The organism is Terrabacter sp. LjRoot27 (assembly GCF_964254175.1).
Classification (GTDB): Bacteria; Actinomycetota; Actinomycetes; order Actinomycetales; family Dermatophilaceae; genus Terrabacter.
Genome location: NZ_CAXUSS020000001.1, coordinates 1,288,379 through 1,308,164 on the forward strand (window position 1 = coordinate 1,288,379; position 19,786 = coordinate 1,308,164).

The following is a 19,786-nucleotide window of genomic DNA, read 5'->3' on the forward strand; positions in this document are numbered from 1 at the left end:
CGGCCCGGGCCTCTCACGTGCTGGGTGCGACGTCAGCCGTCGTGGCCCGACGTCGCGGCGTCACTCCGCGGCGGCCGTCGCCGGCGCGGACTCGCCCCGACCGGCACCGCCACGACCGGCACCGCCACGACGGCGACGGCGCGGCGGACGCGAGCCACCCTCGGCGGCGTCGGACCCACCCTCGGGGCCGTTGCCGGCGGGAGCCGACGACTCGGCGGCACCGGACTCGCCCGCGGCACCGGCGGCCGCAGCCCCCGCACCACGCGTACGACGGCGGTTGCGGCTGCGACGGGGGCGGCTCTCGCCACCCTCGGCGGCCGGCGTCTCGCCGGAGTCGGACGAGTCGGACGACCCGCTCGCTGCGGCGTCGCCGCGGCCACGGTCGGAGCGCGAGCGCCCACGGTCGCCGCCACGGTCACCACGGTCGCGGTCACCACGGTCGCGGTCACCACGGTCGCGGTCGCCGCGACCGGCGCCCGCACCGGACTTGCCGTGGCGCTTGCCGGTCTCGCCGAGGTCCTCGATCTCCTCGGCGCCGAGGCCCGCGAGCTTCTGCTGCGAGCGGCGCAGGCGGCCCTTGGCATCGGTGGGGATGTCGAGGTCGCTGTAGAGGTGGTCCGAGCTGGAGTAGGTCTCCTGCGGCTCGGGGATGCCGAGGTCGAGCGTCTTGTTGATGAGCGCCCAGCGGTGCAGGTCGTCCCAGTCGACGAAGGTCACCGCCACACCGGTGTTGCCGGCGCGGGCCGTGCGGCCGATGCGGTGCAGGTAGGTCTTCTCGTCCTCGGGGCACTGGTAGTTGATGACGTGCGTGACGTTCTCGACGTCGATGCCACGGGCCGCGACGTCGGTCGCGACGAGGATGTCGACCTTGCCGTTGCGGAACGCGCGCAGCGCCTGCTCACGGGCGCCCTGGCCGAGGTCGCCGTGGATCGCGGCAGCCGCGAAACCGCGCTCGACGAGCTCGTCGGAGACCTTGGCGGCGGTGCGCTTGGTGCGGCTGAAGATGATCGTCAGGCCGCGGCCGTTGGCCTGGAGCATGCGCGAGAGCATCTCGACCTTGTCCATGGCGTGGGCGCGGTAGACGAACTGCTCGACGGCCTTGACCGTGTGGGCGTTCTCGTTCTCGTCGCCCATGGCACGGATGTGCGTCGGCTGGGACATGTAGCGACGGGCGAGGGCCACGATGGCGCCCGGCATGGTCGCGGAGAAGAGCATCGTCTGGCGCGAGGCCGGCGTCAGCGACATGAGCGTCTCGACGTCCGGCAGGAAGCCGAGGTCGAGCATCTCGTCGGCCTCGTCGAGCACGACGGTGCGCGCCTGCGACAGGTCGAGGTGGCCCTGCTTGGCCAGGTCGATGAGGCGGCCGGGCGTGCCGACGACGACCTCGACGCCCTTCTTCAGGGCCTCGATCTGCGGCTCGTAGGCGCGGCCGCCGTAGACGGTGAGCACGCGGACGCCGCGCTTGCGGCCGGCCCGCTCGAGGTCGCTCGCGACCTGGACGGCGAGCTCGCGCGTCGGGGCGACCGCGAGGGCCTGCGGCTTGCCCGGGCGGGCCTGCTCGTCGAAGCCGGCGTCGCCGGGGGCGAGGACGCGGTTGAGGATCGGCACGCCGAACCCGAGGGTCTTGCCGGTGCCGGTCTTGGCCTGGCCGATGATGTCGTGGCCGCCGAGGGCGACGGGTAGCGTCATGGCCTGGATGGGGAACGGGTGGACGATCCCGTGCTCGGCGAGCGAGGCGACGATGTCGGGGTGGACGTCGAAGTCGGCGAAGGTCAGCTCGGGGGCGACCGGCTCCTCGGCCGCGGGGGTGAGCGGCTCCGCCGTCTCGGTGGGGGCCTCGGGAGCCGTGTCCGCGACCGACTCGGCGACGGTGGGCTCGGGCGCGTCCGTGGCGACCCCCGCGTCGGCGGGGGTCTCGTGGGGCTGGGTCATGGGCATCTCTCGATCGGCACGAGCACCCCGACGGTGCGGGAGCTCAGTGGCGCGTGACGGGCCGATCGGAGACTGTCAGGGACGGTGGGTGGCTCTCGCACGTGCGGGCTCCACCGGTGCGCGGGGAGTCCGCGAGCACCATCTGGGCAAACCTTCGGGCCGACCGGGCACCGAGTTGTCAAGCCCAGTCTACCGGCATGCGGGCAGAACGCCCGAACTCGTTCACTAGATTGGGCGCATGAGCGACGACGCGACGCCCGGACCCCGCCTCGACACGGACGGTGGGAGCCCCGAGCAGAGCCCCGAGGAAAGCAGCGAGCAGAGCCCCGTTGAGAGCACCGTTGAGAGCTCCGAGGAGAGCACCGTCGAGCCCGGCTACCTCGCCGCCGTCACCGACCTGCTCGGTGCGCTCGCGTACGGCGAGCTGCGGGCCTTCAGCCAGCTCGCCAAGGACGCCGAGCTCGCGCCCACGCTGCGTCACAAGTCGGCGCTCGCCGTCCTCGCCGCGCACGAGCTGAAGAACTACTCCGTGCTCACCGAGCGCCTCACGTCCCTCGGCGTCGAGCCGGAGTCGGCCATGGAGCCGTTCGTGCCGGCCGTCGACGCCTTCCACGAGCGCACGGCCGCCTCCGACTTCCTCGAGGGGCTCGTCAAGGCCTACGTCGGCGAGGGCATCGCCCAGGACTTCTACCGGGAGATCTCCCGCTACGTCGACGAGGACACGCGTTCGCTCGTCGTCAGCGTTCTCGAGGACACCGGGCAGGCCGACTTCGCCGTCACCGTCGTCCGCGAGGCGATCACCACCGACCCGCGCCTCGCGGGTCGGCTCGCGCTGTGGGGCCGTCGACTCGTCGGTGAGGCCATCACCCAGGCCCAGCGCGTCGGGGTCGAGCGCGACGCGCTCGCGAGCATCCTCGTCGGGGCGCCCGGGCGCGCCGGGGCCGACCTCGCCGAGCTCGGCCGCATGTTCGCCCGCCTCACCGACGAGCACTCCCGCCGGATGGAGCGTCTCGGCCTGTCGGCCTGAGGGCGTATGCCGCCCTGCCGCCCCGGGCGCGGAGGGGCGCGGAGGGCGTGGTCACGCGGGGCCACGACACGGCATACGCCATGGCGCGACGCGCGACGTCCGGGAGGGTGCCGGACATGCCGAGGGGCCCGACCGCGGACGGTCGGGCCCCTCGGTCAGTGCGTCGGTCAGACCGACTTGCTGGTCATGCGGCCGTAGAGAACGATGATGATCGCCGCCACGATGGCGCCGAGGATCAGCGGGATCCAGGCGATACCCGAGTTGTTCGAGTAGCCGAGCTGGCGCACGACGAACGTCACGATGACGTTGGCGACGATGCCGATGAGGATCGTCACGACGAGCGAGATGTTCTGCTTGCCGGGGAGGATGAGCCGGCCGAGGGCACCGATGATGGCACCGACGATGATGGCTCCGATGATGGTTGAGACCATGTGACGCTCCTTCTGGCCGTCACGTGGACGGCCGCTTGGTCCGCGAGGGGTGCGGACAACTCCTGCGACGAGATCAATGTCCCACCGCGTGGGGCTGGTGTGGTGGATGTGGCGCATGCCAATTCACCGGGATTCGCCCGTGAGGGGACGAAGGGGACGAGCGACCCGGGTCGGGGAGCCCGTCCGAAGCGTCAGCGCGTCTGGCGGTTGCCGGTGATCATGCCGTAGCCGACGATGAGCGCGGCCGCGACGACGACGCCGATGAGGCCGGAGATCCAGTCGATCCCCTTGGTGTCGCTGACACCCGTGGCCTTGTAGTAGATGAAGGCGCCGATCAGGGAGCCGAGGGCACCGAGGATCACGGTGAGCAGGACACTCATGTTCTGCTTGCCGGGCAGCACCAACCGGGCGAGCGGTCCCACGATCGCACCCGCAACGAGGGCGGCAAGGATGGTTCCGATCATGTCTACGCTTCCTCCTTCGAGCCCGCTGCGCGGGCGGCGACGACCCGGCGATCCCGGCTCGTTCCTCCACCTTGTACCCGCATGGTCGCTCCGGGCCACACCCCGGAGCAGGGCGAGTCATGAGGCCGGCCCCTCGGGCATGACGAAGGCCGCCGACCACGGGGGTCGGCGGCCTTCGTCATGCCCGGGCAGACCGTCCTGGGACGGTGGTCCTTCGGTGGGTCACTCGGCGCTCGCCGTGGCCGGCACCGGGACTGCCAGGGGGTCGTGCTCCTCGGACGCGTTCAATGAGCGCCGAAACCGACGCCTGACTTGCGCTCGGCACCCGTCGTCACGTAGCCGATCGAAGCGGACGGGACCATGATGCGACCGCCCTTGTCGTCGGTCAGCTCGAGGGCCTCGGAGCCGAGGGACGCCTTGACGGCGGCGAAGATCTCGTCGCTGCTCTGGGTCGTCTCGAAGGTGATCTCGCGTGCCACGTTCTGCACGCCGATGCGGACCTCCACGTCAAACCTGCTTTCTCAGTCTTGGTGGACGCGGTCGACCGCGTCCTGTCGTCACCTTAACGAGCCGGCGTGCCGACCGATTCCCTGGCCGCGCCGCCGGGCCTGTCGCCCTCGTCGCTGCGGCCCTCGCCCCGGCCGACGACCGGGAACGCGCCGAAGCCGCGCCGGATGAGCGCGGCGGTGAGGCGCACGGCCGTCTCCTTGGAGAGCGTCGCCTCGTGGGTCAGCCAGTGGCGGGCCGACGTCTGGGCCAGGCCGACGAAGGCCACGCCGACGAGGACGGCCTCCTCCTGGTCCATCGAGGTCTCGCTGCGGATGATCTCGGCCATCGCCTCGGCGCAGGTGAGGTCGATCTGGTCGAGGCGCTTGCGGACCTCGGGCTCGTTGGCGAGGTCGGACTCGAAGATGAGGCGGAAGGCGGCGCCCTCCTGGCCTACGAAGTCGAAGTAGGCGCGCGTCATCGTGTTGATGCGGGCCTTGTTGTCGGACAGCGCCAGGGCGTCGCGCACGAGCTGCTCGAGCTCGCCGGTGTGCTGGTCGATGAGCGCGAGGTAGAGCTCGAGCTTGCCGGGGAAGTGCTGGTAGAGCACGGGCTTGGAGACCCCGGCCCGCGCGGCGATGTCGTCCATCGCGGCGGCGTGGTAGCCGTTCTCGACAAAGACGCCGAGGGCGGCGTCGAGCAGCTGGGCGCGCCGCTCGGAGCGGGGCAGCCGCTGGCCGCGGCCCGGAGGGGTGGTCTCGTCTGCCATGCGGATCCTCTTCGCCGGTGGGCGCGTTGCTCGTCGGTGCTCGTCGGTGCTCGTCGTCCGCCCCCGCAGACGACGGTGTCGTGCTCACCATACCCAGCAGTACGGTGAGGGCATGTCGACGGATCCGCTGGTCAAGACGGGTCGGCCGCTCAGCAAGGCCGAGACGACGAGGTACGCGCGGCACGTGCTGCTGCCCGACGTCGGCCGTGACGGCCAGGAGCGGCTGGCCGCCTCCCGGGTGCTCGTCGTCGGGGCCGGCGGGCTCGGGTCGCCCGCGCTGCTCTACCTCGCGGCCGCCGGGGTCGGCACCATCGGGGTCGTCGACGCCGACGTCGTCGACCTCACCAACCTGCACCGCCAGGTCATCCACTCCGACGCCGACATCGGCCGACCCAAGACCGAGTCCGCCGAGGCCGCGGTCCACCGCGTCAACCCGCACGTCGAGGTGGTCCGGCACGAGGTCGCGCTCGACTCCGCCAACGCGCTGGCGATCATCGGCGACTACGACCTCGTCGTCGACGGCACCGACAACTTCCCGACCCGCTACCTCGTCAACGACGCGTGCGTCATGCTCGGCAAGCCGCACGTGTGGGGCTCGATCCTCCGCTTCGACGGCCAGGTCTCGGTGTGGTGGGCCGGCCGGGGGCCCTGCTACCGATGCGTGTTCCCCGACCCGCCGCCGCCAGGCTCGGTGCCGAGCTGTGCGGAGGGCGGCGTGCTCGGCGTGCTCTGCGCCGCCATCGGGTCGATCCAGTCGACCGAGGCGATCAAGCTCCTGCTCGGCATCGGCGAGCCGCTCGTCGGGCGGCTCATGGTCCACGACGCGCTGCGCCAGACGTGGGACACCCTGACCGTGCGGGCCGATCCCGGGTGCCCGGTCTGCGGCGACGAGCCGACCGTCACCGAGCTCATCGACTACGTCGAGTTCTGCGGAGTGCCCGGTGCCGCCGCGCACGACGAGGGCGACCTGCCGACCGTCACCGTCCACGAGATGGTGGGCGAGCTCGCGACCGACGAGCCGCCCCTGCTCGTCGACGTCCGCGGCGACGAGGAGCGAGCCATCGCCTCGATCCCCGGCGCCGTCGCCATCCACCTCGACCGCTTCCGCTCGGGTGAGGCGTTCGACGAGCTGCCTGAGGACAGAAGGGTGCTCATCCACTGCAAGGTGGGTGGGCGCTCGGCCGAGGCGACGCGACTGGCGCTGCGCGCGGGGCTCACGGACGTCGCGAACGTCGAGGGCGGCATACTCGCCTACCTCCGGGAGATCGACCCGAGCCAGCCCGAGTACTGAGAGGACGCCCGTGCCGCTGGAGGACCACGCCGAGCGCGTGCTCGACCTCGTCGCGACCATCCCCGAGGGGCGGGTGCTCGCCTACGGCGACATCGCCAAGCGGCTCGGCGGCATGGGGCCGCGCACGGTCGGCACGGTGATGAGCCGCTACGGCTCGGACGTGCCGTGGTGGCGGGTCATCCGCTCCGACGGTCGTCCGCCGCAGGGCCTCGAGGACGAGGCCCTCGAGCACTGGCGGGCCGAGGGGACGCCCATGGTGGGCGGGCTCGTCGACGGTGGCCGCGCCGACATGGGCCGGGCTCGCTGGGACTTCGGTGGGGCGCCGGCCGCGTCCGGTGCCGCCGGGGGAGCGGGACCGCGCGGTGGCCTGCACCACGTCGAGATCTGGGTCGACGACATCGCCGCGGCCAAGCGCGAGTGGGGGTGGCTGCTCGGACGCCTCGGCTACCACCTCGGTGACGACTGGGGGCACGGCCAGGCGTGGGAGCTCGGCTCGCTCTACGTCGTCGTCGAGGCCGGACCCGACGTCGTCGCCGGACGCCACGAGCGCACGCGCGCGGGCCTGAACCACCTTGCCTTCCATGGCGGTTCGCGCGCCGAGGTCGACTCGCTCGTCGACGCCTGCGGCGAGGGCGGGTGGACGCTGATGTTCGCCGACACGCACCCGTATGCCGGTGGTCCGCAGCACTACGCCGCCTACCTCGAGAGCGGCGAGGGCTTCGAGGTCGAGGTCGTCGCGGCCGACGCCTGACGCCAGCCTCCCTGACGCCTGCCTCCCGGCGCCCGCCGCCGCGCCACCCGGAAGGTCGGGACCCTGGCCGGGACCTTCGACCCTGCCGCTCCCGGGCGCGGTCGGTGATGGTGGAGAGCGGCCGTGGGTGCGGGTTGCCCACGAGGTCCACGTCCACCACGTCCACCACGTCCACCACGTCCACCACGTCAGCCAGGTCACCGAGGAGACGGTCCGATGGTCACGTCCACGTACGCCTCGGCGTCGGACAGCGCGGCTCCGGCGACGACCGTGCCGGACCCGTCGTGGGCCCGCCTCTACCGGATCGGCGGGGCCTGTGCCGGGGTGTTCGTCGTCATGGTCGTCGCCGGCATCGTCCTGACCGTGGCGGCACCGGCAGCACCGACCGAGGGCGGCACCGCGACGCTCGCCCACATCGCCGCGCACCGGTCGCTCTACGTCCTCCAGCAGCAGCTCTGGATCGTCCCCGGAGTCTTCGCCGCCGTCGTCTACCTGTCACTCTTCCCCGCGCTGCGGCATCTCGACCGGAGCCTGGCCGCTCTGGGCACGGCGATCGGCGGCGGCGCGTGGGCCCTCACCCTGACGATCCCCACCACGACGACGGGGGCGCCGGCCCTCGTCCACCTCAGCGACCAGTTCGCCGTGGCCGACCCCGCGCGCCGGATGACCCTCGCGACGGCGGCCGAGACGCTCATCGCGCAGAACCGCACGAGCTCCGTCGTCGGGCCCCTGACGACCGTGGGCCTGCTCCTCGTCTCGGTCGTCATGCTGCGTGGGGTGTTCCCGCGCTGGGTCGCCTGGCTGGGAGTGGTCACCGGGGTGCTCGGGATCGCGGCCGAGGCGCTGCGCATGGTCGTCGAGGGGTTCTACGTCGTCTACGGGATCCTGCTCCCGGTGTGGATGGCGGCGGTGGGCTGGCAGCTCTACCGGCTCGGCCGTCCGAGGGCGGACAAGACTTGATTTGTTCCAGACAAGCCGGGAGACTCGGGGCATGACCGGAGCCGACGTCGAGGTGCAGCTGCGCGAGTCCGGCCTGCGTGTGACGCGCCAGCGTGTCGCCGTCCTCTCGGTCCTGCACGACCACCCGCACACCGACACCGACACCGTCATCCGGCGCGTCCGCGAGGTCGCCGGCGACGTGTCCCACCAGGCCGTCTACGACGTCCTGCGGGCCCTCACCGACGCCGGACTCGTGCGCCGCATCCAGCCGACGGGCTCGGTCGCCCGCTACGAGGTGCGCGTCGGCGACAACCACCACCACGTCGTGTGCCGCTCGTGCGGCTCCATCGCCGACGTCGACTGCGCCGTCGGCCACGCCCCGTGCCTCACGGCATCCGACCCCCACGGATTCGTGATCGACGAGGCCGAGGTGACGTACTGGGGCATCTGCCCCGAGTGCGCCGCCGAGGCCGCCTCCTGAAGTTGCCCACCCCAGAAAGAGAAGGACGTCCTCGTGTCTGAGCTCCACCAGCCCAACGCCGAAGTCGGCGAGATGAACGAGCCGGAGGCCAGCAAGTGCCCCGTGGCCCACGACCGGTCGACCCGCCCCGCGGGCACGAGCAACGAGGACTGGTGGCCCAACCGCCTCAACCTCAAGATCCTCGCCAAGAACCCCGCGGTCGCCAACCCGCTCGGTGAGGACTTCGACTACGCCGCGGCCTTCAACAGCCTCGACCTCGCCGCCGTCAAGGCCGACATCGCGGCCGTGCTCACCGACTCGCAGGACTGGTGGCCCGCCGACTTCGGCCACTACGGCCCGTTCATGATCCGCATGGCCTGGCACAGCGCCGGCACCTACCGCGTGCAGGACGGTCGCGGCGGCGCGGGTGCCGGGCAGCAGCGCTTCGCCCCGCTCAACTCCTGGCCCGACAACGGCAACCTGGACAAGGCCCGCCGCCTGCTGTGGCCGGTCAAGAAGAAGTACGGCCAGAAGCTCTCGTGGGCCGACCTCATCGTCCTCACCGGCAACGTCGCCCTCGAGTCGATGGGCTTTACGACCTTCGGCTTCGGCGGCGGACGCGAGGACGTCTGGGAGCCGGACGCCGACGTCTACTGGGGCTCGGAGGCCGAGTGGCTCGGCGACGAGCGCTACACCGGCGACCGCGACCTCGAGAACCCGCTCGCCGCGGTCCAGATGGGCCTCATCTACGTCAACCCCGAGGGTCCCAACGGCAACCCGGACCCCCTGCAGTCCGCCCGCGACATCCGCGAGACGTTCGGCCGCATGGCGATGAACGACGAGGAGACCGTCGCCCTCATCGCCGGCGGTCACACCTTCGGCAAGACGCACGGCGCCGCCGACCCGCTGAAGTACGTCGGCACCGAGCCCGAGGGTGCCCCGCTCGAGGAGCAGGGCCTCGGCTGGAAGCAGTCCTACGGCACCGGCAAGCTCCAGGACGCCATCACGTCCGGCCTCGAGGTCACGTGGACTCCCACGCCGACGCAGTGGGACAACACCTTCTTCGACGTGCTCTTCGGTCACGAGTGGGAGCTGTCGCAGAGCCCCGCGGGCGCGGCCCAGTGGGTCGCCAAGGACGCCGAGGCGATCATCCCGGCTCCGAACGAGGGCGGCGCCAAGCGCCTGCCCACGATGCTGACGACCGACCTGGCCCTGCGCGTCGACCCGGCGTACGAGAAGATCTCGCGCCGCTTCCACGAGAACCCGGCCGAGTTCGCCGACGCCTTCGCGCGTGCCTGGTTCAAGCTGACCCACCGCGACATGGGCCCGGTCGAGCGCTACCTCGGCCCCGAGGTGCCGCAGGAGGAGCTGCTGTGGCAGGACCCGCTCCCCACCGCCGCCGGTGAGCCGATCGGTGCCGACGACATCGCGACGCTCAAGCGGGCCATCGCCGACTCCGACCTCACCGTCACCCAGCTCGTCAAGGCCGCGTGGGCGTCCGCGTCGACGTTCCGCAGCAGCGACAAGCGCGGTGGCGCCAACGGTGCGCGCGTGCGTCTCGAGCCGCAGAGCGGCTGGGACGTCAACGACCCCGCCGAGCTGGCGACCGTCCTGCGTGTCCTCGAGGGCATCCAGGCCGACTTCAACGGCCGTGGCGGTGCCACCGTCTCGCTCGCCGACCTCATCGTCCTCGGCGGCAACGTCGCGGTCGAGCAGGCCGCTGCCGCAGGCGGCGTCACCGTCGAGGTGCCCTTCCGCGCCGGTCGCGTCGACGCCACGCAGGAGCAGACCGACGTCGAGTCGTTCGGCTACCTCGAGCCGAAGCACGACGGCTTCCGCAACTACGTCGGCAAGCCGGGTCGCGTGCCCGCCGAGTACCTCCTCCTCGACCGCGCCAACCTGCTCGGCCTCTCGGCCCCGCAGATGACGGTCCTCGTCGGCGGCCTGCGCGTCCTCGGTGCCAACACCGGTGGCTCGACGACGGGTGTCCTCACCGACCGCGTCGGCACGCTGACGAACGACTTCTTCGTCAACCTGCTCGAGCTCGGCACGACGTGGACGGCTGCGAACGAGGGCGCCGACACGTTCACCGCGACGAACGCCGCGGGCGAGCAGACGTGGACCGGCAGCCGCGTCGACCTGCTCTTCGGCTCCAACTCCGAGCTGCGCGCCCTCGCCGAGGTCTACGCCAGCGACGACGCCGCCGAGAAGTTCGTCCACGACTTCGTCGCCGCGTGGTCGCAGGTCATGGAGGCCGACCGCTTCGACGTCAGGTGACGGCCTGACGCACCGCACGGGGCCCGGGATGGCGTATGCCGTCCCGGGCCCTTCGCGCGTCCGCCCGGCCCGGGGGTCCGCTCGCGCCACCGAGGGCCCGAGCCCCCGCCGGGGGGAGAGCGGGCGCGCCGGCGGGTGGGGGGCACACGGCATACGCCGTCGGGTCGTGCGCGGGTGTCGGTCGGGCGTGATGGAATCCTCCGGTGGTCATCCTCCGTCGAGCTCCCGCCCTCGCCCCGGCGCAGGTGCGGCTCGACGAGCGGCAGCAGGCCGCGCTCGGCTCCTCCGCCCGGGTGCTGCGGGTCCTCGGCGGGCCGGGCACCGGCAAGTCGACGCTCGCGGTCGAGCTCGTCGTCGACGCCGTGCGGCAGCAGGGGCTGCGGGCCGACGCGTGCCTCGTGCTCACCTCGAGCCGCAGCGCGGCGGGCGAGCTGCGCCAGCAGGTCACGGCGCGACTCGGCGGCACGTCCACCGAGTCGCTCGCGCGCACGTGGCAGGCCTTCGGCTTCGGGGTGCTCCGGGCCGAGGCGGCCCTGCGCGGCGACCCACCCCCGCGGCTGCTCAACGGTCCCGAGCAGGACGTCATCCTGCGCGACCTGCTCGCCGGGCACGCCTCGGGTGAGGTGCGCGGGCCGTCGTGGCCCGAGCAGCTGCGCGAGGCGCTGACGACCCGCGGCTTCCGCAACGAGCTGCGCGACCTGCTCATGCGCTCGGTCGAGCTGGGCCAGGGCCCCGACGACCTCGCCCGGCTCGCCGCCGAGCACGACCGACCCGAGTGGGCGGCGGCCGCGCACGTGCTGCGCGAGTACGACCAGGTCACCTCGTTCAGCCGGCACGGCTCCTACGACCCCGCGTGGGTGCTCACCGCGGTCGCCGAGCTGCTCGACGACGACCCGTCGGCCCTCGACCGGCTCCACGAGCGCATCCGCCTCGTCGTCGTCGACGAGGCCCAGGAGCTGACGTCGGCGGCGGCTCGGCTGCTGCGCGTCGTCGCCCGCCCCGGGGGTCCACGGGTGGTCCTCCTCGGTGACCCCGACGTCGCGGTCCAGACCTTCCGCGGCGCCGACCCGCGCTTCCTCGCCGACGGCTGGACCGACCTCGCGGGGGCCGGCCGCGACCCGCGCTTCGTCGGCGGCCTCTTCGACCTCATCGACGACGCCGGCGACGGCGTGAGCGAGACCGTCGTGCTCGACCGGACCCACCGGCTCGGCGCGGCCATGGTGGGTGTGGCCGACCGCGTCTCGCGGCGCATCGGTGCGCTCGGCGGCGGCGAGCAGCGGCGGATGGCGTCCGCGGCCGCAGACCCGTCGCGCGGCACCGTCGAGGTCGCCCTGCTGCGCTCCGCGGCCCAGGAGACGGCGCACGTCGCGGCGCTGCTGCGCCGGGCGCACCTCGTCGAGGGCGTGCCCTGGACCGACATGGCCGTCATCGTGCGCGGCTCGGGACGCGCCGACGCGATGCGTCGCCTCCTCGGGCAGGCCGGGGTGCCCGTCCAGGCGGGCAGCGCCGAGACGCCGGTGCGCGACGAGAGCGCGGTCCGCCCGCTGCTGCACCTGCTCGAGGAGAGCATCGCCATCGCCCGCGCCGAGCACCGCGGCGAGAGCCACGTCATCGACCCCGTGCGGGCCGCAGACCTCGTGCTGTCGCCGGTCGGGGGGAGCGACACCGTCGGCCTGCGCCGGCTGCGGCGACTGCTCCGGCAGGACGAGCTCGCCTCCGGGGGTGGGCGATCGAGCGACGAGCTGCTCGCCGAGCTGCTCCAGTCACAGCCCCGCGCCCGGATGCTCGGGTCGACCGCGCGCCCCGCCGAGCGCATCGCGACGGCGCTCGCGGCGGGTGCCGCGGCAGCGCGCGTCGCCGACGACGGCCGGTGGGCGCGGGGAGTCACGGCCGAGTCGGTGCTCTGGGCCATCTGGCAGGGCGCGGGCGTGGCCGACGGATGGCGACGACAGGCGCTCTCCGGAGGCACCTCGGGCGAGCGGGCCGACCGCGACCTCGATGCCGTGCTCGCGCTCTTCGACGCCGCGGGTGCGTTCGTCGACCGCCTGCCGACCGCCGGGCCCGACAAGTTCCTCGAGCACATCCAGGGCCAGGACGTCCCCGGCGACACCCTGCTCGTCGGCGGTCAGTCCGGCGGCCGTGTCGCCCTCCTGACGCCGCAGACGGCCGCCGGTCGCGAGTGGCGGATCGTCGTCGTCGCGGGCGTCCAGGAGGGCGTGTGGCCCGACCTGCGCCTCCGTGGCTCGGTGCTCGGGTCCGAGGACCTCGTCGACGTCGTGGCCCAGCGGCCGCTCGGCTTCCGCGCCGCGCAGGCCGCCGTGCGCTACGACGAGACGCGCCTCTTCCTCGTCGCCGTCACCCGCGCCACCGAGCGCCTCCTCGTCACCGCCGTCGGCAACGAGGACGAGCAGCCGTCGGTCTACCTCGACCTCGTCGACCCGCCCGCCACCACGAGGCTCGCCGACGAGGTGCGCCCGCACTCGGAGGTGGCGCGCACCATGACCCTCCCCGGGCTCGTCGGAGAGCTGCGGCGCGAGGCCGTCAGCCCCGACCCCGGTGTCGCCGAGCCCGCCCTCAACCTGCTCGCGGCTGCCGCGCGCGAGGGCGTGCGCGGGGCCGACCCGACGTCGTGGTGGGCGTTGCGCTCGGTGACGAGCGCGCGCCCCGTGCGCCGACCCGACGAGCCGGTCCCCGTGTCGCCGTCGAAGGTCACCTACTTCGCCGACTGCGGGCTGCGCTGGTTCCTCACCTCGGTCGGCGGGGAGGGCGTCTCCCTCGGCGCTGCCTCCGTCGGCACCTTCGTCCACGACATCGTCGCCGAGCTGCCCGACGCCCCGCTCGAGGAGCTGAAGCACGAGGTCGACGCGCGGTGGGGGCGCCTCGGGCTCAAGCCCGGGTGGGTCACCGACCGCACCCACCAGGAGGCCCACGACATGGTGGCCCGGTTCGTCGCCTACCGGACCGGCGCCGAGCGCGACTGGGAGCGCGTCGGGATCGAGGCCGACTTCCGGGTCGAGGTCGGGCGTGCCGTCGTCGCCGGGCGCGTCGACCGCATCGAGCGCGACGCCGAGAGCCGCCTGCGCATCGTCGACCTCAAGACCGGCAAGTCCAAGCCGACCAAGGCCGAGCTCGCCCAGCACGGCCAGCTCGGGGCCTACCAGGTGGCCGTCGAGGAGGGCGGGTTCCCCGCGCTCGGCGACCGCAGCGCCGGCGCGGCGCTCGCCTTCATCGGCAAGGGAGGGCTCTCCGGTCTCAAGCCGAGCGTGCTGCCGCAGCCACCGCTGACGAGCAGCGGCGACCCGACGTGGGCACGGATGCTCGTCGAGGAGACCGCCGAGGGGATGGGTGCTGCCGAGTTCCGGGCCGCGCAGGGCAAGGCCTGCGAGACGTGCCCGGTCCGGTCGTCGTGCCCCGTCCAGCCCGAGGGGGACGCCCTGTGACGACGACCGAGGCACGCCCCGCCCCGACGGCGTCGCACAGCGCCTTCGACATCGCGACGGCTCTCGAGATGCCGCCGCCCACGGCCGAGCAGGCCGCCGTCATCGAGGCGGGCGCCCGCCCGCTCCTCGTCGTCGCCGGCGCCGGCTCGGGCAAGACCGAGACGATGGCGGCACGCGTCGTGTGGCTCGTCGCCAACGGCCTCGTCGACCCCGACCAGGTGCTGGGCCTGACGTTCACCCGCAAGGCCGCCGCGGAGCTCTCCCAGCGCATCGCCAAGCGTCTGCGCGGCCTCGAACGGGCCGGCATCTGGACGCCGCCCGCCGACGACGGCACGGGCGCCGAGGTGCTCGGCGGCACCCCGACCGTCTCCACCTACCACGCGTATGCCGGCCGGCTCGTCCGCGAGCACGCCCTCCGGGTGGGCATCGAGCCGGAGTTCCGCATCCTCACCGAGGCCGGCGCGTGGCAGCTGGCCGCCGAGGCGGTGTCGCGCTGGGACGGTCCGATGGACGACGTCGTCAAGAGCGAGGCGACCGTGATCCAGGCCGTCATGGCGCTCGCCGGCGAGATGGCCGAGCACGTGCGCACGCCCGTCGAGGTCATGGACCACCTCGACGCCGTGCTCGCGCGCCTCGACGCACTGCCCGACGGCGAGGGACGCGGGTCGCTCACCGCCGCCCGCGACGCGGTCGCCGTCCTGCGCGAGCGCCGCACGGTCCTGCCGATCGTCGAGGCCTTCCTCGCCCTCAAGCGCGAGCGCGAGTCGCTCGACTTCGCCGACCAGATGGCCATCGCCGCCCGGCTGACCCGGTCGGTGCCGGCCGTCGGCGAGATCGAGCGCGAGCGGTTCCGCGCCGTGCTGCTCGACGAGTTCCAGGACACCTCCGAGGCCCAGCTCGAGCTGCTCCGGTCGCTCTTCCACCACCCCGGCGTCGCCCTGACCGCCGTCGGCGACCCCAACCAGTCGATCTACGGCTGGCGAGGGGCGAGCGCGACCACGCTCCTGCGGTTCCCGTCCGAGTTCGGTGGCGACGACGGCCCCGCCGACGTCCTGCCGCTGTCGACGAGCTGGCGCAACGACTCGCTCATCCTCGACGCAGCCAACGCCGTCGCCGCGCCGCTCGCGACCGAGCACGTGCAGCCGCTGCGACCACGGCCGGGTGCCGGGGTGGGGACGATCGAGGTGGCCCGGCTCGGGACCGCCGAGGAGGAGGCCGACCACCTGGCCGCCTGGATCGCCTCGCACTGGTTCAGCCCGAGCGGCCGACGCACCGGTCGCAGCGCGGCCGTGCTGTGCCGGCGACGCTCGACCTTCCCCATGGTGCTCGAGGCCTTGCGCCGCCGCCAGCTGCCCGTCGAGGTCGTCGGACTCGGGGGCCTGCTCGTCACTCCCGAGGTCAGCGACCTCGTGGCCGCCCTGTGGGTCGTGCAGGACCCCAGCCGCGGCGACCAGCTGATGCGCCTGCTCACCGGGCCCGTCGTGCGTCTCGGCGCGGCCGACCTGGCCGGGCTGTGGGCGTGGGCGCGTGAGCTGCACGCGCGGACCCCCCGGGTCGGGAGCGCCGTCGCGGAGGCGACGGCGCCAACCGGCCGGCCCGACCGGCCCGGGGCGGGCAGCGCCGGGGGCCCGGTCGCGCAGGACCCGGGGTCCGTGGCCGCGACCGACGCTCCTGCGGCCACGGGCGCTCCGGCGCCGTCCGCCGGCCCGGCGGCGGAGCCGGCGGGTGACCAGGCCGGCGACGCGACACCCGATGACCGCCGCGGCTCCGACCTCGCCGCCGACAGTGCCGACACCGCCACGCTCGTCGAGGCGCTCGACGACCTGCCCCGGGCCGGCTGGACCGCACGCGACGGCGCGCGCATCGGCGACGAGGCCCTGGCCCGGCTGCACGACCTCGGCGACGTCGTCCGCCGGCTCCGCCGACTCACGGCGCTGCCCCTCGTCGACCTCGTCGCCGAGGCCGAGGTCGCCATCGGGCTCGACATCGAGGTGCTCTCACGCCCCGAGCACACGGCGTCGACCGCCCGCGTGCACCTCGACGCCTTCGCCGATGTCGCGGCGCGCTACGCCACCACCGCCGACCGGCCCACGCTCTCCGGCTTCCTCAGCTGGCTCGACGCGGCCCGCGACCAGGAGCGCGGCCTCGACGCCGGGCACACCGAGTCCGACGCCGACGCCGTGCAGGTGCTCACCGTGCACGCGGCCAAGGGTCTCGAGTGGGACGTCGTCGCCGTCCCGACCCTCGTCGAGGGCGTCTTCCCGGCACACGGCGCGACCGCGGTGGCGCCCGTCGCCGACAGCGAGCCCACGGCGTACGCCTGCTCGGGCGACGTCAAGGACAAGGGCTGGCTCATCGGGCTCGACTCGCTGCCCTACGACCTGCGTGGCGACCGGGCCGGCCTGCCGCACCTCGACTGGCGCGGCGTGCCCGACCGCAAGGCGCTGAGCGCCGCCATCGACGCGTTCGTCCTCGACGGCGGGCGCCATGCCGTGGCCGAGGAGCGGCGTCTCGCCTACGTCGCCTTGACGCGTGCGCGGGCCTCGATGCTCCTGACGACCCACCTGTGGGGTGCGACGAAGAAGACCCTCTCCGTGCCCTCGCGCTTCCTCGCCGAGGTGGAGGAGACGCTGCCCGGCTCCGTCGTGCGCACCACCTGGGTGCCGGACCCCGAGCCCGTCGTCGACGACAAGGGCAAGGCGTCCGCGCCCACCAACCCTCACCTCGCCGTGCCGATCTCGCAGCTGTGGCCCCACGACCCGATGGGGGCGCGGCGCGTCGGCCTGCTCGACGCGCACCGCCGGATCGCTGCGCTCGTCGACGCGGGCCCCACTGTGCCCCAGGGGGATCCGCGCGTCGACGACCTGCGCATCCTGCTCGCCGAGCAGGAGGCACGACGGTCCCGCGGTGAGCCCGTCGTCGACGTCCCACGTCACCTCTCGGCGTCCGCCGTCGTCTCGCTGGCCCGCGACGCGGAGGCGTTCGCGATGTCGCTGAGGCGCCCGATGCCGAGCCCGCCGGCCGTCGCCGCCCGGCAGGGCACGGCCTTCCACGCGTGGATCGAGGAGCACTACTCACGCGCCGCCTTCGTCGACCTGCTCGACCTGCCCGGCAGCGCCGACGAGGGGGCGGCCGACGACGGCGACCTCGACGTGATGAAGGAGCGCTTCCTCGCCAGCGAGTGGGCCGACCGCATCCCGGAGGAGATCGAGATGTCGATCGAGACGGTCATCGACGGCATCGCCGTCCGCGGCCGGGTCGACGCCGTCTTCCCGCGCGACGACGGCGGGTGGACGGTCGTCGACTGGAAGACGGGTGCCCGGCCGACCGGGCGCGACGCCACCGTCCGCGCGCTCCAGCTCGGGGCGTATGCCGTCGCCTTCGCCCGGCTGCGCGGCGTCGACGCGTCGCTCGTCGAAGCGGCGTTCTACTACGCGGGGGAGGGCGTCACCGTGCGCCCCGACCTCCCGGGCGAAGACTCCCTCGTCGACCTGCTCCGCACCCTCCCCGACGCGTAGCCCCCCTCGAGCGAGCCCCCAGTCCCACTCGAGTGGCCCCGTCGTCACACCCGTCCGGTCCGTCCGCTCGTCGAGTGGCCTCGTCGTCACACCCGTCCGGTCCGTCCGCTCGTCGAGTGGCCTCGTCGTCACACCCGTCCGGTCCGTCCGCTCGTCGAGTGGCCCCGTCGTCACACCCGTCCGGTCCGTCCGCTCGTCGAGTGGCCTCGTCGTCACACCGGAGTGGACCCCTCGGACGTGGGCGGGCCGTGACGGGTGTGGTCACGCGGCCACTCGAGGTGACCGAAGTGTCCGCCCGGGTGGGGCGGGTGGGTCGGGGCGGGTGGGGCCGGGCGCTCACTCGAGTGGGGTTGAGCACTCACTCGAGGGGGAGTCAGGCTCGGGCGTCCCGGGGCGGGTGCTCGCGACGGTGCTCGACGGGGACGAAGTCGGAGGCGCCCTCGTGGAGGTCGAGCACCCCGTCGGCGTCCTCGGGAAGGGCCTCGACCTCGTCGATCTCGAACGTCGACGCGTCGGCGTCCGCGGCCATGACCGGCACGGGCTGCGACTCCTCGACCGTCTCGTCGTGCCACGGCGACCGGTCCGGCTCGGACGTGCCGTCGGTGGCCGGTGGGCCGTCGTCGTCGTGGTCGGCGTGGCCGGGGATCGCCTCGTCCGCCTCCTGCTGCGTCGTGGACGGCTCGGGCTCCTGCGCGTCCGTCGGGTGCGAGGGCCCGGACGGCAGGGAGGGCCCGGACGGCGGTGACGGCGCGGGGGGCTCGGACGTTCCGGCGGTCCAGGCGACGGGCGCCTGCGGGTCGTCGAGGAGGGAGGTCATCGAGATGGCCTGGGTCTCGCCGAGCATGGGGAAGGGCACGTGGGGCTGGGTCGCGTCCCACTCGGGCTCGGGGCGCTCGGGGTCGTCGGGGTCGAGCACCGCCGCAGCGCGCTCACGGGCCAGTCGCGTGCGCTCGCTGCGCTCGGCGTCCTCCTCCGCATGACGGCGGTCGTCGTCCTCGACCCGGCCGTCCAGGGCACGCAGCTCGTCGGCGGTGCGCTCGACGACGTCGAGCTGTCCCGAGGCGAGGGCGTGGAGCAGAGTTCGCAGCGGCGCCATCTCGGCTGCGAGCCGGGCACGGCGCACGAGGTGGACGTCGGGCCGCTCGATGCGCGACTCGGCGTAGGCCTCGAGCACGGCATCGAGCGTCTCGGCCGGCGCGAGGCTGGCGAGCTCGGCGAAGTCGTCCGCCGGGTCGCCGACGCGGCTCGCCTCCCATGCGAGGACGCCACGCACGTGACCGCTCGATGAGTCGTCGTCGTCGTCGAACGATGCGAGGACGTTCTCGCCCGTGAAGGTGCCGTGGACCGTGCTCGGCGCGAAGCGCCACAGCGAGACGTCCTCGAGCGCGTGCTCCCAGCGCGTGAGCAGACCTGTGGGGACGTGCCCCGTCGCGGCGGCCCGGTCGAGCTCGGAGAGCTGGCGCCGGCGGTGTGCCTCGGCGTCATAGCTGGGCCGGCCGGCCTCGTCGTAGAGGAGGTGCTCGACGTTGTGGATGTGGGCGAGCGTCCGCCCGACCTCGGCGGTCAGGGGGCCCGGCCGGAGCCCGGCGAAGTCGAGGGGTCGACCGGGGACGCGCAGGTAGACGGCCGCTCGGCCCTCCGGCACCTGGGCGAAGCCGCGGACCATGGGCATGGCGACGTCGAGCCGCCGACCGAGCAGGCCGGACAGTGTCGAGATGTCGTCGAGCATCGCGCCGGCCGCCGACGTGCACGGCGCCTTGACGACCCAGCGGCGGTCCTGGCTGTCCTGCACGTACGCGATCTCGAACAGGTCGCCGGGACGGCTCGGGACGCCCTCCACCGTGACCGGGTCGAGGCCCGGCACGGCCGAGCTCGCCAGGGCGGCGAGGAAGAGCGGGCTGCGCGTCACGTGTCCACCGTAGGTCGAGCAACGCGCCGAGCGTGGGAGGCGACACCCGCGCCGCCCTGTTCGGTGCAGGCTCGACACCGGTGCGACGGTGC

Annotated in this window: 14 protein-coding genes; 8 read left to right on the top strand and 6 right to left on the bottom strand. The window is 73.7% G+C overall.

The window, feature by feature from the left end:
* Window positions 1-60: 60 nt before the first annotated feature.
* Window positions 61-1,932, bottom strand: coding sequence for a DEAD/DEAH box helicase (locus tag ACSQ2D_RS06040; protein ID WP_435985076.1), 1,872 nt, complete (start codon window positions 1,930-1,932; stop codon window positions 61-63).
* Between the two features lie 238 nt (window positions 1,933-2,170).
* Here ACSQ2D_RS06040 and ACSQ2D_RS06045 point away from each other — a divergent pair, with 238 nt between their 5' ends.
* On the top strand, window positions 2,171-2,959 hold the full coding sequence (locus ACSQ2D_RS06045) for a ferritin-like fold-containing protein (protein WP_435985077.1): 789 nt from the start codon (window positions 2,171-2,173) through the stop codon (window positions 2,957-2,959).
* A gap of 167 nt (window positions 2,960-3,126) precedes the next feature.
* On the opposite strand, the gene ACSQ2D_RS06050 is transcribed toward ACSQ2D_RS06045, so the two are convergent.
* The 4 genes from ACSQ2D_RS06050 to ACSQ2D_RS06065 form a co-directional block, all read right to left on the bottom strand.
* Window positions 3,127-3,390, bottom strand: a complete 264-nt coding sequence (locus tag ACSQ2D_RS06050) for a GlsB/YeaQ/YmgE family stress response membrane protein (protein ID WP_435985078.1) — start codon at window positions 3,388-3,390, stop codon at window positions 3,127-3,129.
* Between the two features lie 191 nt (window positions 3,391-3,581).
* The gene (locus ACSQ2D_RS06055) at window positions 3,582-3,854 is read right to left on the bottom strand and encodes a GlsB/YeaQ/YmgE family stress response membrane protein (RefSeq protein ID WP_435985079.1); all 273 of its coding nucleotides are present in this window, start codon (window positions 3,852-3,854) and stop codon (window positions 3,582-3,584) included.
* Between the two features lie 284 nt (window positions 3,855-4,138).
* Window positions 4,139-4,360, bottom strand: a complete 222-nt coding sequence (locus ACSQ2D_RS06060) for a DUF3107 domain-containing protein (protein ID WP_026864027.1) — start codon at window positions 4,358-4,360, stop codon at window positions 4,139-4,141.
* 56 nt (window positions 4,361-4,416) lie between these two features.
* Entirely contained in the window at window positions 4,417-5,109 is a 693-nt protein-coding gene (locus tag ACSQ2D_RS06065; protein ID WP_435985080.1) for a TetR/AcrR family transcriptional regulator, read from the bottom strand.
* A gap of 112 nt (window positions 5,110-5,221) precedes the next feature.
* Between ACSQ2D_RS06065 and moeB the strand changes: the two genes are divergently transcribed.
* The 7 genes from moeB to ACSQ2D_RS06100 all read left to right on the top strand — a co-directional run bounded on the left by moeB (window position 5,222) and on the right by ACSQ2D_RS06100 (window position 17,785).
* Window positions 5,222-6,400: a molybdopterin-synthase adenylyltransferase MoeB gene (moeB, locus tag ACSQ2D_RS06070; RefSeq protein ID WP_435985081.1), complete on the top strand. Its 1,179-nt coding sequence runs from the start codon at window positions 5,222-5,224 to the stop codon at window positions 6,398-6,400.
* 10 nt (window positions 6,401-6,410) lie between these two features.
* Window positions 6,411-7,151, top strand: coding sequence for an MGMT family protein (locus ACSQ2D_RS06075; protein WP_435985082.1), 741 nt, complete (start codon window positions 6,411-6,413; stop codon window positions 7,149-7,151).
* A 216-nt stretch (window positions 7,152-7,367) separates the two neighbouring features.
* Complete coding sequence (locus ACSQ2D_RS06080; RefSeq protein ID WP_435985083.1) at window positions 7,368-8,111, top strand: DUF4386 domain-containing protein; 744 nt, start codon at window positions 7,368-7,370, stop codon at window positions 8,109-8,111.
* 31 nt (window positions 8,112-8,142) lie between these two features.
* The gene (locus ACSQ2D_RS06085) at window positions 8,143-8,571 is read left to right on the top strand and encodes a Fur family transcriptional regulator (protein ID WP_435985084.1); all 429 of its coding nucleotides are present in this window, start codon (window positions 8,143-8,145) and stop codon (window positions 8,569-8,571) included.
* 72 nt (window positions 8,572-8,643) lie between these two features.
* Window positions 8,644-10,827, top strand: a complete 2,184-nt coding sequence (gene katG / locus ACSQ2D_RS06090) for a catalase/peroxidase HPI (protein ID WP_435987823.1) — start codon at window positions 8,644-8,646, stop codon at window positions 10,825-10,827.
* A 203-nt stretch (window positions 10,828-11,030) separates the two neighbouring features.
* Complete coding sequence (locus tag ACSQ2D_RS06095) at window positions 11,031-14,267, top strand: ATP-dependent helicase (protein ID WP_435985085.1); 3,237 nt, start codon at window positions 11,031-11,033, stop codon at window positions 14,265-14,267.
* On the top strand, window positions 14,264-17,785 hold the full coding sequence (locus ACSQ2D_RS06100) for an ATP-dependent helicase (RefSeq protein WP_435985086.1): 3,522 nt from the start codon (window positions 14,264-14,266) through the stop codon (window positions 17,783-17,785). The genes ACSQ2D_RS06095 and ACSQ2D_RS06100 overlap by 4 nt, the downstream gene beginning before the upstream one ends.
* Window positions 17,786-18,158: 373 nt before the next feature.
* Here ACSQ2D_RS06100 and ACSQ2D_RS06105 read toward each other — a convergent pair whose 3' ends face one another.
* Window positions 18,159-19,694, bottom strand: coding sequence for a phosphotransferase (locus ACSQ2D_RS06105; protein ID WP_435985087.1), 1,536 nt, complete (start codon window positions 19,692-19,694; stop codon window positions 18,159-18,161).
* Window positions 19,695-19,786: the final 92 nt, after the last annotated feature.